The sequence below is a fragment of the Sphingobium sp. FG11 genome (assembly GCF_057809915.1).
On the sequence record NZ_JBMDKW010000015.1, the window covers coordinates 1 to 13,783 of the forward strand.

The following is a 13,783-nucleotide window of genomic DNA, read 5'->3' on the forward strand; positions in this document are numbered from 1 at the left end:
TCCTACCGGCCATCATAGTCGCCGCTCAACCGGCCATCGTAGTTGTCGCCGCGCACCGGTCCCCATGTTACGATCGAGCCGTTTGAGATTGTGAGCACTGGAGACGGCGCGCACGAGGTTGCGGCCGCCTTTCCGGGCATGACCGATTTTCTCAACTTCGATCATGATGACCCGGCATAGTCGACTGCCTATTCCGGGAGCTCCGCCTCGCGCAGCACACGCATCACCTCCCGAAACACCCCTTCGAAGGGGGGCAGATCGCTCATCTGTTGTTGCAAACGTCCCGTCCAGAGCGTGCCTAAGCGCTTTTCCTTGTCGGCAATGGCGGCGGTTACGCCATTCGGCGAGCGTTTCCGAAGGGCGAGCTTTTGGGTGAACTCGCCGAGATATTCCGCTGGTCGGATGTCACGTTCCTCGAGCAGATTCCAAAGATCGTAGAGATCACGCGGCTCAGTGCGAGCCTTGTCCGATAGGGCCGCCAGCTTCTCGATGAAAATCTCCGCCAGACTGTAGGCCAGAATGGTCGGGCCTTCCGGCAGGTCAGCAAATTCGTCGAAGGTCCGCAGGATCGGGCGCTCGGCCAGCGGAAAGCAGAACACTTCGTTTATCGTGATATCGACTTTTACGTCGCTACGCGCGGGCAGGGGGCCTTTGTAACTCAGATAAAAGGTGTGGGTGTTCTGATGGCCGTGCCGGTCTGGCCGGTCGTAGGTCATGTTGATCCCTGACGCCGCCTCGACGATGGCAAAGATCTCGTCCAGGCCGGAGAGGATAGCGTCCAGCTCGATCGGCTTGATCAGCGAATAATCGAGATCCTCGGAAAAGCGGTAATTCTCGAACCAGCAGCGGCGCAGTGCTGTCCCGCCCTTGAAGGCGAGAAATTCGCGCAGAGGATGCTGGGCCAGACCGGTCAGGAACCAGGCCAAGCAATAGTCGCGTTCGATCACCGCCTCGGGCACGCGGCGGCCGCGCGGTTTGAGAAGGCCGTTGGCGATACGGGAGAGATCGCGCTGGGGAATCATCAACTGCTCCGGATTATATCGAGTTCGTCGGGCTCGACGTTGAGTCGGATGCGCCATCGTGCCAGCATCCGGCCCTCATTGGGGAACAGGGGATCGAGACGCTGATAGGTCGGGGTCAGCCGCGCGCGCAGCGGCTCCAATGCGGCCGCATCGGCCAGTCCGTAGAATTCCAGCAGATAGCCCAGGCGGCGTATCACCGCGCCGACACCGAGGCGAAGCGCGTAGTCGATCATCAGTTCGACCCGCAGCGTATCGCGCTTCATCCAGAGCCCCTTGGCGACCTCCGTGACGCCGCCGACATATTGGGGATGGTCGAGACCATCGATGATGGTCCGCTCGGGATCGCTGATCCTCACTTGCTCTTCGGATGTGATCCAGATCTCGGTCAGGCCGAAGAAATCCTTTGGTTTGACGTCGACGAAGCGGAACTCATACCCGTGGATGTGCTGCGGGCGCAGCCGTTTGGCGCAGGAGACGATGATCGCCAACTGCGGTTGGGTGACCATGCGGTGCAGCTCGAGGGCGCTGCCGTGGGAGATGAAGTAGGGCGCGTCGCCAACCAGAGTCCTCGCGATGAGGTAGGGATCGCTCACATGCTCTGTGTCGCGGCCCCGCTCGAAGGGCACCAGATTATAGAGGCCTGGCTTGAGGCGCGTGACGATGCCGCGCGCTTCGGTGTTGGCAACGAGGCTGCGTGCCGATGACGGGCTCAGACCTGTGATCTCTGTGACGTCGGCGAGCGAAAAGATCGGCTGACGGCGTTCGTTGAGTTCGACGATCAGCTGGGCGGCCCGAGGTCCAAGCGTCTTGAGATTATATCCTTCGCGCAATTTGAGCCTCTGTGAGCGATGTCCGGCGCGTTCGATATAACGGTGATTCTACTACCTGGCAAGTTTGTCGCATTCTGCGGGACGGGTCGCGCGCATAGTATATATTCGGCAGGCTCGAGTTGCACCCCTCGTGGTTTATCAGTCACGATCAATGACCGGCCAAGCCGAACAAATGTGCCGGTTCTTAAACCAGGAGGCGATCGCCGGACCCGTTTGTCGCAGAGGGGCTACAGCACAAAAGACCGATTCCCAGTCACCGGGAGCGGCTGCGTTCCTGAGGCTTGGGCTCGCGACCGGGACGAGGGTTGGGGGGCATAGCTGGGTCGCGGCCGCGGACCACATCCTGCCTGATGCTGGGGGCGGCATCCTTGACTATTGCCGGTCGGATGTTCCGCCCCGCCGCGATATGCGCATCGAGCTGCGTGCGGGCGACTGTCATCACCCGCGCAACCGCCTCGGGATTGTCGAACAACGTCCGTCGGATTACCGCTTCCATCACGCGCATCTGGCTATCGGCCGCACGATCGTTCGGCGTGCTGCCACGATCGCCGCGCCGGGCATCCGGTCGTTCCAGCCCACTGCCGTCGCTCTGGCGGTCCATCCCGGTTGACCGACGGACGACATCGACTTCACGGGCTGCCATGGGCGCGATCGTATTGCGGCTCGTCTCCCCGCGCAGCCGGTCGAGCTCCTGGAGATCGCGATCATTGGGCTTGTAGCCACGGACCTCGAGCCTCTTTTGACTAGCCTCGATCCAGACCGATCGCCGAAATTCTTCCGAGCCCGTGACGTGAATCCGATCCCAGTTACGGTGTTGCGCGATCGCCACCAGATCCTTGACGACCTCCTGGCTCTCCGTTGCTGTGACCAAGCGCCGCCCCTGATCGCGAAACGCAGGATCCTTTGCTTGCGCCGTCGTGAAAAAGGCGGGCTCGCCCGACCACTTTGCCTTGTCGGCATAATAGCGCTTCCGCACGCTATCCGGCACATCGCCCGCCTCGAGGGAATGCACCTTGGGCGCACTTCGTGACGCACCGACAGCGCCGGCATGACCAGGCGCTTCAGTGGGAGCATCCTTTGGTCCTCCGGGCGCAGATTTTTCCGGCGCAGCCGCCCCAGGTGCCGACGTCTTGCGTCGTTCGGCGTCATCCATGCCAACGCTGTTGGCAATGGTCCGGGTCGTACCGGGTTGCTTGGAATCATTCTCTGCCATGGTCACGCCTCTCGGTCACAAATGCTGGAGATTGGGCGCCGGCACCCACGGGTTCGAGAACGGCCCGGGCCGTCATCGCCGTGACAAAAGCGATAGCGGCCTGTTCGTCACCGGGCGGTGGTAGATCCACCATGTCGCCCAGCACCAACATGTCATCGGTGATTTCGGCAAAGCCCGACAGTTCATCACCGGTGAGCGCGCGCATGCCAGGTTCCGCCCGCTCTGTCGGCGCGATCGCCGGACCGTCGCTCAACAAGGCTGCCTTCTTCGCGCTAAGGGCTTGTGCCAAAGGATCACTGCTGCTCGCCTCCCCTGCCAATTCGGTGGGCGACGACACGGCGTTGATCGCGATTGGACGGGGCGCGACCTTGGGTGGGTCACTGATCCGGCTCGTGAAGCGCTTCGAGCGAAAATACTCGATCTTGCGACCTCGAACCGGCGGAATGCCGCCGCGCATCAGCAGAAGCTCGCCCTTGGGCATCTGCATCAATTCCTGCGGCATCATCAGCGCACGGCGCTGGTCTGATTCTGATATGCTGCGATTGGCGAGCAGGCCATGAATCGTCCGGCTCTTCGATTTGACGTTCATCGTCAAATAGCCAAGCCGCTCGGAGAGTTCGTTGGCGACCTTCAACTCCTTGGGCGTGAACACGATCTCCAGTCCGCAATTGGCGATGATCTCGTCGGTAACGTCAGCGCCATAGATACCGCGGGGCTGGGATCGGCTCTGGATGACTGGCAACAGGCGAAGCCCGTAGCCTGCAACGTAGGAAAAAGCCGATGCGATGACCGGCGCCTTGCCGAGGCGGGCGAATTCGTCGAGCAGAATGAGCACCGGCACGCGGCCGCCATTCTCAGGCAGTTCCCGCGTATTCAGATCGATCAGCTGCTGGAGGAAGAGGTTATACACGGGCGCGATGCGGTCGATATTGTCGGGCGACACCCCAAGATAGATCGATATCCGTTCGCGCCGGACCTGCCGCAGATCAAAATCGGTCTCCGACGTTGCGGCATCGACATAGGGATTGAGCCACAGATTGAGCTTCGAAGTGATTGTCTGTTTGATACCGGAGAAGGTGTTGTCCGACGCGGAGGTGAAGTCACTCAGCGCCGACACACAGGCCTGGCTCAGCCGCTGGCCGCGCCGCTGGGCCTCTTCGACGACCTTCGGCAGTTCGACCTTGGGGTCGCCCGTCGTCAGTCGCCGATAGATTTCGCCAATCGTGAAGGGGAGGGCGGGATTGGCCGCGACGAGCGCGCCGACGCCGACAAAAGCCGCCCGCGCGGCTTCCGCCCAGAACGGATCAGCCTTTTCCGGGGCCGGAAACAGCATGCCGCCGATCTTCTGCAGTTCATTGATCACATCGGTGTCGTCGAGCCGGTCGATGAAGCTCAAGGGATTGTAGCGGGCGCTCCGGCCGTCGGGATCGAGTGGGTCGAACAGATAAACGGCCTGGCCATGCCGTTCCCGGAAACCTGCGGTGATGTCCCAATTCTCGCGCTTCACGTCGAGCACCACCACCGAGTCTGGCCAACTCAGGAGATTGGGGATCACCACGCCCACGCCCTTGCCGGCGCGCGTCGGCGCCTCGAGCAGGACATGCTCGGTGCCGCCGAAAACGAGATAGCGGCCGCCCTTCTGCCCGACGATGATCCCACTGTTGCTGCGCAGCTGTTCACGCCGGATTTCGCTTTCACGCGCGAACCGTGCCTCGCCATGGAGCGTGCGCCCTCGCTTCAGGATGATGAGCAGGATGACGAATGCGATGGCACCACTGACCAACGCACCGCGCGCCAGCCACAAATGCAGGAGCGGATCGCCGCGGTAATACCAGAGCCAGACGGGTATCGCCGAGATCTGCATGCGCGGGCCGATCTGGTTCAGGCCGACGAGGGCGACCAGCACCGCGCACAGGGCGCACGCCAAAAAGGTCACCGCGAGCATTGCCGCAACAATTGCAACCTTAGTGAGCGGTCGTGCGTCCGACAGCCGGATCAAAATACACCTCCTCGACTTCGAATTTTCCGGCGCGCTTGCGGGTCTGGACGACGACGTCGACGAGCATGTGCAAGAGCCCACGGATATCGTCGCGGGCCAGATCGCGTCCGCCCTCGGATTCCTTCACCAGCAAGGTGAGCTGCTCGAACGCACCCATCGCCGAGCCGGCATGGACCGTCGTGATCGAACCTGGATGGCCCGAGTTGACGTTGCGCAGGTAAAAGAAGGTGGTGCCGTCCCGCAGCTCCTGCAAGAGGATGCGATCGGGCCGCATGCGCAGCGCACTCTCGAGCAATTGCTTGGGGCCGACCTTCGCCAGCCCCTGTCGCTCGCTCGAATAGACCATGTGCACGACATTGCGATGCTCGACGACGAGCTCGCGCGTATCCTCGATCGTGAGCAGCCGCTCGTCCGGCGGGATCAGCTGGATCAGCGCCTTGGCAAAGGTCGTCTTGCCCGAGCCGGTCGCGCCGCTCACCAGAATGTTCTTGCGGGCGGCAACGGCCGTTCGGAAGAAAGCTGGCCAATCGCCGGCATCGCGCTGCGCGATCAGCTGCGCATCGACTTCGCCAAGGCCTTGCGCGGCGGCGCGCGTGCCCGTGAACAGCCCCGAATCTGCGAGCTGGTCGATCGCAAGGGTTACGCGCGAAGGCTTGCGGACAGTGAAGGACGGCGCGCCAGTCGGCGTCACCGAGGGAATGACGATTTGACAGCGCTCGCCCCCTGGCAAGATGGTCGAGCAGATCGGCGTCTCCGCATTCACATCCTGCCGGGTGAAGCTTGCCGCTGCGACGGCGAGCGTCGCGAGCCATTCGCTATCGAGCTCGGCGACATTGTGCCAATGCCAGCCCAGATGGTCCTCGATGCCAACCTCGCCGGGCTTGTTGATGACAAGCTCCGTCACCTCGACCGGCTCCAGCAGCGGCAGGATCGGCGCGAGATAATGGCGCAGAACAGCGGTATCGCTCATCCTCAGCGCCGCAACTCGAGATTGTAGACGTCGGCGAAGTTGAAGTCCTTGGCCACGAATATCCCGACCTCCTCGCCCTGGTTCTTCTTCAGCACCGGACGGATGTTGATGCTGTTCTGGAGCGCGATGCTCGCCCCCTCGCTCGGCGTGCGCGTCGTGTTGTTGAAATTGTTGTTCCCGCCGGAGACGGACTGCCCCGCGATATAGGCGGCGTCGTCGACCAGCGAGAGTAGCAGTGCGCTACCGAAGCGCGCCCAGAAGAAGGTGTCCACGGACCCTGCGATGCCTGCGCGGCCAAGGGCATCCGACCCCGGCGAAGCCAGGTCGATGCGCACGCCCTGCGGCGTGACGGCGCGCGTCCACAGCACGAACAGGCGGTTCTGCCCTTGCTGGATGCCGCCGTGATATTCGCCGAGGACTTTGGTGCCCTTCTCCATCAGCACGACGCGGCCGTTCTCCGAATAGACGTCGCGCGGGATCAGGCACGAAGTGTACCCTGGCTGCGCCGAATTCATGGCGGTCTGCAGAATGCAGGGAATCAGCGTGCCGGCTGTGACGAGATAGTTGCGATTGGGCAGCATCGAGGCGCGTGCCTCGCCAACGGCCGAACTCTGACGAAGTGCATCGAGCGCATTGGGCGCGCTGCGGGCGGCCGGATCGGCCGAGCCGTCGCCAGCTGTGCCCGCATTGCCGGTGTCGGGGCCAGCCCCGTTAGAACCCGCTGGAGCTTGGAGCGCGTCGCGGCCGCCATAGGCGATCAAAGTTGAACGACGCGCCTGATCGGCCAGGTTCTGGCGCGTGTTCTGCGCTGCCGCCGCTGGCTGCGCTCCGGGTTGTAGTGCCGGTACGATCTGTCCATCTGGGCCAACGGTCGGCGGAGGATTAAGGACAGGCGCGTTGGGGTCAGCGCCCACGGCGCCGAGCGGCTTGGGTTTCGCTGCGACAGCATCATAGGCGACCGTTTCGCGCGCCGCGAGATCGGGTCGTTTGGCCATTGCCTCGGGCTTTCCCATCAAACTCGAGCCCGTCTTGCTCGGTCCCGAATTCACCCACAAAATGCCAAGCACCATCGCCGTCCCGGCGAAGATCAGGGCGGTATTCCGCTTTGCCGGCGTCATCCCACCGATCGGATCGATACCGCGTTCGCGGATGATTTCGTCGCGTTCAGGTGTTGGATCGCCCTGCGGGCGGAGAGGGGCCTCGGCCGCAATCTCGTCCATCGCACTCACTCCTTCGGGTCTTGTATGGTGCGCTCGACATGCGGCGATGCGGTGTTGGTGCCGTGATCGACGCCATAAGGTGTCGGCGCGAGATTATAGATGCAAAGCACCTCCCGGTTCCGGCGCAGGCGCAGTTGAGCCGCCACGGCGTGGACGACTACGAACTCGTCGCGGACATCGAACGGGACCAAGGACTCCGAGTCGTCCGGTCGCACCAAATAGATCGCCGGGATTTCATGGTTGCCGGGGAAACGCAGGACCGTGAACTGGCCGTTGTCGGAGATCTCCGACGGCTGAAGATCGCTGGCACCCTGGACCTTGTAGTTCAGATTGCGCGGTCCATCGATGACGCCGTGGTCAAGGGCGCCCCGAACGGCACTCGCCTGCAGCACGGCAACGCGCTGCGCCTCCTGGGTGGCGCGCATGCGAGCGGCGCGATCGGCTTCATCGCGCGGGTAGCGAAACCGCACCTGGAAGAATGTGTCGCGGCTCCCGCTGCTGATCGGTCCCCGGCGTGCTGTTAATTCGAAGGCGTAGTTGCGCAGCTCGCCGCCGCGATTGGTCGTGACGATGAGGTTGGTCGGTCCCGCCCGCTCGCGGGGCTTCAGGAACAGGATATGTCCGGCAACCGCCACTTCCCATGAGATGGTGTCGCCAAGCGCAACATGTTCGATCGTCTCATCGGCGCCGAGCACCACCTGGGTCGCCGTCCGAAATGTGCCGACGATCCGGTAGACCTGTGTCTCCTGATATTCGACGAACTTCACGCGCGGATCCGCCGGGCCACCGCGCGGGGTGTCCTCCGCGAGGGCAGGTGTCGCAATTATGGCGAGAAGACTCGCGATGGAGAGAAGGCGCTTCACCGCACCACCTCAGGGTCCGCGCGGTAATTCTCGACCTGGAAGCCCAATGGATTGCGATAGCGGTCGCCCTCCGCCATCGGCGCATTCGTGTATCGGAAGGTGACGGTCGCGATCCAGTCGCTGCTCTGCGTATCGGTGTCCGTCTGCACCTTCCGCGTGAAGCGGACGTTGGCCACACGATCGTTAATGAAGGCGATATTGCGCACGCGGGCCTGGACGACCGCACCCTTGCCCCAGACGACCTGTGGGCTCGCGGGGTTGTTCGAGCTGAAAAACCTGCCCCAGCGCTGCTGCTCGCCTGGTTCGGACAGGATGGTAACAGCGCGAAAATTCTCCTCGGCCGCCGCCGGCAACCAGCTCTCCCTCGCCCTGACATATTGTGCGAGGAAGAATTTCGTGACCGCCTCATCATAGCGCATCGGCTTCTGGGTGAGGGTAGTCTGCACATCAACCGCGCCCGTCGTCTGATTGACGCGAATGATGTACGGCATGACCGTCTTCAGCGGGGCAAGGCCCGCAAGTGCGAAGCCCTCCGCGGTCGCGGCAAGCAGCGCCAAGCCGGCCACGACCCAGGCGATGCGTTCGGATCGCAACGATTTGCGCTGACGGTCCTGATCCCAGGATCGGGCATGCCCGAAATAGAGTTCGGCGTCCTTGGCCGGCACGCCTTCGGTCTGGCTCCGCATGATCAGCAACTCCTAAAGATGCCAGGGATCGCGCGCGCGGACGTTTTCTCGGGACGGGAGGCGGGAACGGGCGGGGGCGGCGTGCCGGCATCAACGGGCTGTTTGATCTGCGGCACGGGCGGCGGGGCAGGGGGTGCCACAATTGCCGGGAGCGGCGAGCCCGGCAGAACGCTCCCGTATATGTTCACCTCGCGCAGATGTTTGCCGTTGCACACGGGTAGTTTCTTTGGCCCCGATGCCCCTTGGGCGAGTGACGGGATCAGTGCGATGACGACGGCTGATCGCCGGAGCGCGCGGACTATCGTGGTTGTTCTCGTCAAAGGGGCTTCCTTCCTCATGCGCGGCTCACCGAACCACCGCGCTGGGCGGCACGTTCGAGATTGCGACTGTTGCGAGCGCTGCGGCGTTGCTGGAACGGTGCCGCCATGGTTCCCCAGGCCGAGCCGGCAAAAGCGCCGACGCCGGCCGCAGCGCCCCCCGCAATGCCGGTCGCGATCGACGGGGCCTGAAAGAAGAATATCGTCCCAAGGAAGATGTAGACCGCAAACAAGACAGCGCCGATCGTCACGTCCGGCGTGCCTTCGGCCGCAGTCAGCGCCGTGGCACCAAGATCGGTGATCAGAGCAGTGATTGCGATGATCACCGCCATTAGGACGATGTAGTTGAATACCTGCCCGAGCCATCCGTAGAAGAGGCGACGCGTGGTTTCGAAGAGCGATAACGCTATGAAGATCGGACCAAGCGCGATCACGATGGCGAGCGCCACCTTCGCGAACACGGTTATCGCAAATCCGATTGCTGCGGAGAGGCCCGCCAATCCGTAAATCGCCACCGCCAGCGTGAGTAGAACGAGCTTCCACGGATTAATGTCGAGATAGGTCGCGGCTTCGGTTCGGATGATCAAAACGAGGGAATCTACCTGACCAAAATAATCGTCGAACACCGAACCGACGCTAGTGATGGTCTTGCCCGCCAGCGCCTGTGAGATGGCGTCCGGCATCCCATGAAAGAGCGGATTCGTGATCCACTCGGAGTAGGCGACGGTTGTGGCTGCAACATAGAGGAGGCAGAGCTTCACCATCCGGTACACCAGCTCGCCCCAAGGCTCGCTGACGATACCGCGCATCACCATATAGCCGAACAGCGCGATGTAGATGACCAAGCCAAGCGCCAGCGGTCCCCGCACGACATCGATGACGTTGTTGAGACGCTCGTTCAGGAAGAGATCGAGCTTCCCGTCGATGTTGGTGTAGATATCCGCGAAGAGTGTGGACGCCATGGCCAATTCCCCGCCTATTTGTGACCCAGCGAACGCTCGAGTTTGTCGGCGTTTTCGACGTCTTTCGCGTTGCTGCACTCCTGGGCGTCGGTGTGCGTGCCATTGGCGCACGCAGCGAGGATTTCAGATCGCAGCTTGGTGTCAGATTTCAGGTCCGCCTTACCGGTAGGCTGCCCACAACCGGTCATGATGATGACAGCCATGATTGGGACGAACGCAGCCATCCGCTTCATGGTCGGCGGCCCAGGCTCTGCTCCAGCTTGGCGAGCCCGGCCTCGTCATCCCGTTGGGAGCGCAACCTGGCCTCAGCAGATTGCCGCATTTGAAGCGCCTGAAGCTGCACCGCGTCGTTCTGAATGTGGGCATTCTCCACGCCGACACGGGCTTGGATATCCATCACGTCCTTCGCGTCAGACGCAGTGTCCAGCGACGAGCGCAGTTCCTCAAGACCCGTCGTTCGCTGGGCGGTGACGCCATATGCTGCCTCGGCAATCGCCGCGTCACGCGCTGCCATTTCGCCATTGCGGGAGATTGAATCGCGGCTTGAACGCTCGAAAGCGGTCGCGTCAGGGCGGAGCGCAGGAAGATCGACCCGGTAATTGCTGCGAATCCGATCTGCGGAAGATCCAAGACTGCCTAGGCCTGTCGTGTCCGAAGACATAAGGCGCTGAATGTCCCGTGCTTCGCTTGGCAAGAGGTGACGAACGGCGTCGGTGTTCAGAGACGAGGCAATCTGATTGACGTTCGTCAGCTTGTTGACGCTGTTGAACATGTCGGTGGCCTGGGAAATCTGCTGCTTCCCCTGTTCGATCATGGACAGGGTGTTCTTCACCGTCGAGAGCGTCTGCAGGAACGTGCTGGAATCATAGACCGGGATGCCCTGCGCGAACGCCGGCACCGAGATCGCCAATCCGCCGACAACCGCCAGCGCTCGAATTGCTCTCATGACCTTATCCTTTCCTTCTGGTGGTGGCACGGCGGCGCTCGTGAAAGACGGGCAGCCATTGGCTGGGATAGTCGCCATGTTCGCGGCGAACCTGATCGAGGATTCCGACGGTTTCGGTGGTGCCCGAGAGCACGGCCAGCTCGTCGGACAGGCCGCCGAGATCCAGTTCCACCACGATGGAATCGTGACCCTGCTTGACCAGAAACCGCCGGCTTTCGGGGATTAGATCGTTTCTGATGAGCTTGAACTCGGCGCGGGTGAGGCCGAGTCCATCGATATAATCAACCTCCCGGCCATGGGGGTTGGGCAAGAGGATCTTGGTGGCGACCTGCTCCATGATGCTATGCGAGATGTCCGATCGCAGAGCGTCAGCCGGGCTTTGCGTCCCGAACACCAGAAAGGCATTCTGCTTTCGGTAGGTCTTCAGGCCATCCTGCGCGAAGGCGCGGAACGCATCATCGCCCAGCGCCTTCCAGAACTCGTCGATATCGATCACGAGGCGACGGCCATCTAGCAGCGCATCGATCCGATGGAACATGTACATCATCAGCGGCGCGCGGATCTCGGGATTGTCCAGAAAATCCGTCATGTCGAAACCGATGAATCGGGCCTCGAGAGTCAACTCATCCCGGTCATTGTCGAACACCCAACCAAGTGCGCCGCCGCGCGACCATTTCTCAAGCCGAGCGCCTATCCCTTCCGGATCGCGCTGTCCGAGCAATTGACGAAGCGCAAGAATGGACCGCTCCTTCGGGGGAAGGCGTCCGATCGAGAGTATGCCCTCGTCGATCATCCTCTCCTGCGTGACGCCGAGCTGTTTGCCCGATGGGGTCACCAGATGACGGATCAGCCTGCCGAGGAAAACGATGTTGCCCGGGGTCTGCTCAAGCGCGCGCAGCGGTGCAAACCCGGTCGGCACCCCATTGCGCAGCGCCAGATAGGTGCCGCCGGATGACCGCACATAGATCTCGGCCCCTCGGTCCTTGTCGATGAAGATCTGCTGCGCACCGGTTTTCTCCAGCTGCGCCATCAGGAAATTCTGGACGACGGTTTTGCCGCCGCCCGACGGGCCGATAATCAGCGTGTGGCCAAGATCGTTCACATGGAAGTTGAAATAGAAGGGAGACTGAGCCGCGGTCTTCATCAACGCGATCGCGGCGCCCCAATGATTGCCATCGGGCTTGCCAGCTGGGAAAGTGTGGAATGGCGAGAGCGCAGCAAAATTGCGTGACGTGATAGCCGCAGGCCGCGCACGCCATGCGAAGTTGCCAGGAAGCTGCGACCAGAAGGCGGCCTCCAGCGCCGGACCCTCCCGAGCGGCAACCAGACCCGCGTCGGCAAGGGCGGCCCGTGCGGTCGAGAGATTTTCGGCCAGGCGTTTTTGATTTTCACCGAAAACCGCGAGCGAGAAATGATGTTCGCCCAGGACAAAGCGATTGCTCTGAAGATCATCGGCCGCGTCGGCCAGCTCAAGCGCTTGGCTCGCAGCGGCATCTTCGGTCGATGCCATCTGGTTCTGCCGACGGCGCAAGCGCTCCGAGGCCCGCGCTTTGCCCATGAACGCGAAGGACTGTGTGACGACGAACGCGAAATCCTGGCTGAGGAGCGCGTTCATCTGTCCTGGCCGCGTCATGGCCGGATATTCGCGGATCCCGAAAAGGCCGACGAACCGGCTCGTGTCATGCGCCCGCACCTCGGCCGTCTCGCGACCGAAGATCACCCGTTCCCCATAGATGGCGGAGCCGAGATGGCCTCGGACCAGGGGCACCCTGCCAGCGCGGCCCATCATCACCAGTTCGAGCACCTCGAGCGGCTGCGAGAACATCAGGCCATTATGCTCGTACAAGCGGAGGCGTTGGGGCCGGCAGCGTGCGAGGAGCTTCTCAATGTCACGCGCTTTATCCTCGAAGCGCGCAAGCTCGTCCTCGTCGACTTCAGTTCCCTCCTTGCGTGCCGATGCTAGACGTCGAAGCAGCACGCCGGTACGATCGGCCGACCCAACGGATGGACGCATGATGAGCGTCAGGTAGAGCTCGTTGACGAACATGCGCTTGGCGGTCACCCGCGCGCGGTATTTTGCATCGAGATCGGCCGCAAAGGCCGAGCGAAACTCGCCTTCGGGATAGTCCGTGATTGGCCGGCGGACGATATGGGTCCAGATCGCGATGCGATCGTCGGCGATGTTGCGCAACGTGCCGTTGAGCTTTTCGTGCCAGTCGTTGAGATGGGTTGGGTCGGCGGTCTCGAATGCGAGGCCGTCGAGCTTGAACATCATCATGAGGTCGCGCCCGTCGAGCGCAATGACGCTGTCGTCGATATGCCGCGCATAAGGGAGATAGCGCGCGGGGTCCGCCTCGTTCTTGAGGATCCGCCACGGCGTCCGGGCGGCAGCGCCGCCCAACGAGTTGGCCCGACTAGCCATGTGCAAAGCCCCGGCGTTTCGCCCCCTCGACCGGCAGGGGGGAGTAGGAGCTGCCGCCCCACCATCCCCGGTTGCGGCAGCGTGCCTTTGTCATTGTCCAGAGCCACAAGAGGCGAAAGGCGTTTGCGTCGTGTCGCACGATTAGCCTGGCTATGGCCAGAAAGGCTCCGGCTAGGGCGAAGGCGTAAAGCGGGTTGCCGGTGATGATGAGCGTCAGGCACGCCGCCAGCGCGATCGGCAGAGACGCTTCGATCGGAACGCCCAACCACATTGTCGGCCGGGTCACGGCCAGGAAGAGCGTTTCTTCCCTAAGCTTTTCGTCTTCCATCCCAG

At 62.4% G+C, this 13,783-nt stretch carries 13 protein-coding genes; all 13 read right to left on the bottom strand.

Translation table 11 applies throughout. The features are described 5' to 3' along the window. Nucleotides 1-188: 188 nt before the first annotated feature. On the bottom strand, nucleotides 189-1,022 hold the full coding sequence (locus tag ACODSN_RS12870) for a nucleotidyl transferase AbiEii/AbiGii toxin family protein (RefSeq protein WP_489055921.1): 834 nt from the start codon (nucleotides 1,020-1,022) through the stop codon (nucleotides 189-191). After that, nucleotides 1,022-1,852 carry a type IV toxin-antitoxin system AbiEi family antitoxin domain-containing protein gene (locus ACODSN_RS12875; RefSeq protein ID WP_489055922.1) on the bottom strand — a complete coding sequence of 277 codons (831 nt, stop codon included), beginning with the start codon at nucleotides 1,850-1,852 and terminating at the stop codon, nucleotides 1,022-1,024. The genes ACODSN_RS12870 and ACODSN_RS12875 overlap by 1 nt, the downstream gene beginning before the upstream one ends. A 253-nt stretch (nucleotides 1,853-2,105) precedes the next feature. Beyond that, nucleotides 2,106-3,065: an LPD7 domain-containing protein gene (locus ACODSN_RS12880; protein ID WP_489055923.1), complete on the bottom strand. Its 960-nt coding sequence runs from the start codon at nucleotides 3,063-3,065 to the stop codon at nucleotides 2,106-2,108. Then, nucleotides 3,052-5,010: a type IV secretory system conjugative DNA transfer family protein gene (locus tag ACODSN_RS12885; protein WP_489055963.1), complete on the bottom strand. Its 1,959-nt coding sequence runs from the start codon at nucleotides 5,008-5,010 to the stop codon at nucleotides 3,052-3,054. The genes ACODSN_RS12880 and ACODSN_RS12885 overlap by 14 nt, the downstream gene beginning before the upstream one ends. Before the next feature lie 19 nt (nucleotides 5,011-5,029). Continuing rightward, on the bottom strand, nucleotides 5,030-6,034 hold the full coding sequence (gene virB11, locus ACODSN_RS12890; protein ID WP_489055924.1) for a P-type DNA transfer ATPase VirB11: 1,005 nt from the start codon (nucleotides 6,032-6,034) through the stop codon (nucleotides 5,030-5,032). 2 nt (nucleotides 6,035-6,036) lie between these two features. Continuing rightward, nucleotides 6,037-7,254, bottom strand: coding sequence for a type IV secretion system protein VirB10 (gene virB10 / locus ACODSN_RS12895; RefSeq protein WP_489055925.1), 1,218 nt, complete (start codon nucleotides 7,252-7,254; stop codon nucleotides 6,037-6,039). 5 nt (nucleotides 7,255-7,259) lie between these two features. Next, nucleotides 7,260-8,117: a P-type conjugative transfer protein VirB9 gene (gene virB9 / locus ACODSN_RS12900; RefSeq protein ID WP_489055926.1), complete on the bottom strand. Its 858-nt coding sequence runs from the start codon at nucleotides 8,115-8,117 to the stop codon at nucleotides 7,260-7,262. After that, nucleotides 8,114-8,803, bottom strand: coding sequence for a VirB8 family type IV secretion system protein (locus ACODSN_RS12905; protein WP_489055927.1), 690 nt, complete (start codon nucleotides 8,801-8,803; stop codon nucleotides 8,114-8,116). Before ACODSN_RS12905 ends, virB9 begins: the two co-directional genes overlap by 4 nt. A gap of 334 nt (nucleotides 8,804-9,137) precedes the next feature. Next, on the bottom strand, nucleotides 9,138-10,082 hold the full coding sequence (locus tag ACODSN_RS12910; protein WP_489055928.1) for a TrbL/VirB6 family protein: 945 nt from the start codon (nucleotides 10,080-10,082) through the stop codon (nucleotides 9,138-9,140). 14 nt (nucleotides 10,083-10,096) lie between these two features. Continuing rightward, the gene (locus ACODSN_RS12915; protein WP_489055929.1) at nucleotides 10,097-10,306 is read right to left on the bottom strand and encodes an EexN family lipoprotein; all 210 of its coding nucleotides are present in this window, start codon (nucleotides 10,304-10,306) and stop codon (nucleotides 10,097-10,099) included. A gap of 5 nt (nucleotides 10,307-10,311) precedes the next feature. Next, nucleotides 10,312-11,028 carry a TrbJ/VirB5 family protein gene (locus ACODSN_RS12920; RefSeq protein WP_489055930.1) on the bottom strand — a complete coding sequence of 239 codons (717 nt, stop codon included), beginning with the start codon at nucleotides 11,026-11,028 and terminating at the stop codon, nucleotides 10,312-10,314. 4 nt (nucleotides 11,029-11,032) lie between these two features. Then, nucleotides 11,033-13,450: a VirB4 family type IV secretion/conjugal transfer ATPase gene (locus tag ACODSN_RS12925; RefSeq protein ID WP_489055931.1), complete on the bottom strand. Its 2,418-nt coding sequence runs from the start codon at nucleotides 13,448-13,450 to the stop codon at nucleotides 11,033-11,035. After that, complete coding sequence (locus ACODSN_RS12930; RefSeq protein ID WP_489055932.1) at nucleotides 13,443-13,778, bottom strand: VirB3 family type IV secretion system protein; 336 nt, start codon at nucleotides 13,776-13,778, stop codon at nucleotides 13,443-13,445. The genes ACODSN_RS12925 and ACODSN_RS12930 overlap by 8 nt, the downstream gene beginning before the upstream one ends. Nucleotides 13,779-13,783 lie beyond the last annotated feature (5 nt).

What these genes read in the sequence shown, in the direction of transcription:
- ACODSN_RS12870 (WP_489055921.1), bottom strand. Translation starts at nt 1,022, where the DNA reads ATGATTCCCCAGCGCGATCTCTCCCGTATCGCCAACGGCCTTCTCAAA.
- ACODSN_RS12880 (WP_489055923.1), bottom strand. Translation starts at nt 3,065, where the DNA reads ATGGCAGAGAATGATTCCAAGCAACCCGGTACGACCCGGACCATTGCC.
- ACODSN_RS12885 (WP_489055963.1), bottom strand. Translation starts at nt 5,010, where the DNA reads ATGCTCGCGGTGACCTTTTTGGCGTGCGCCCTGTGCGCGGTGCTGGTC.
- virB11 (WP_489055924.1), bottom strand. Translation starts at nt 6,034, where the DNA reads ATGAGCGATACCGCTGTTCTGCGCCATTATCTCGCGCCGATCCTGCCG.
- virB10 (WP_489055925.1), bottom strand. Translation starts at nt 7,254, where the DNA reads ATGGACGAGATTGCGGCCGAGGCCCCTCTCCGCCCGCAGGGCGATCCA.
- ACODSN_RS12905 (WP_489055927.1), bottom strand. Translation starts at nt 8,803, where the DNA reads ATGCGGAGCCAGACCGAAGGCGTGCCGGCCAAGGACGCCGAACTCTAT.
- ACODSN_RS12910 (WP_489055928.1), bottom strand. Translation starts at nt 10,082, where the DNA reads ATGGCGTCCACACTCTTCGCGGATATCTACACCAACATCGACGGGAAG.
- ACODSN_RS12915 (WP_489055929.1), bottom strand. Translation starts at nt 10,306, where the DNA reads ATGGCTGCGTTCGTCCCAATCATGGCTGTCATCATCATGACCGGTTGT.
- ACODSN_RS12920 (WP_489055930.1), bottom strand. Translation starts at nt 11,028, where the DNA reads ATGAGAGCAATTCGAGCGCTGGCGGTTGTCGGCGGATTGGCGATCTCG.
- ACODSN_RS12925 (WP_489055931.1), bottom strand. Translation starts at nt 13,450, where the DNA reads ATGGCTAGTCGGGCCAACTCGTTGGGCGGCGCTGCCGCCCGGACGCCG.
- ACODSN_RS12930 (WP_489055932.1), bottom strand. Translation starts at nt 13,778, where the DNA reads ATGGAAGACGAAAAGCTTAGGGAAGAAACGCTCTTCCTGGCCGTGACC.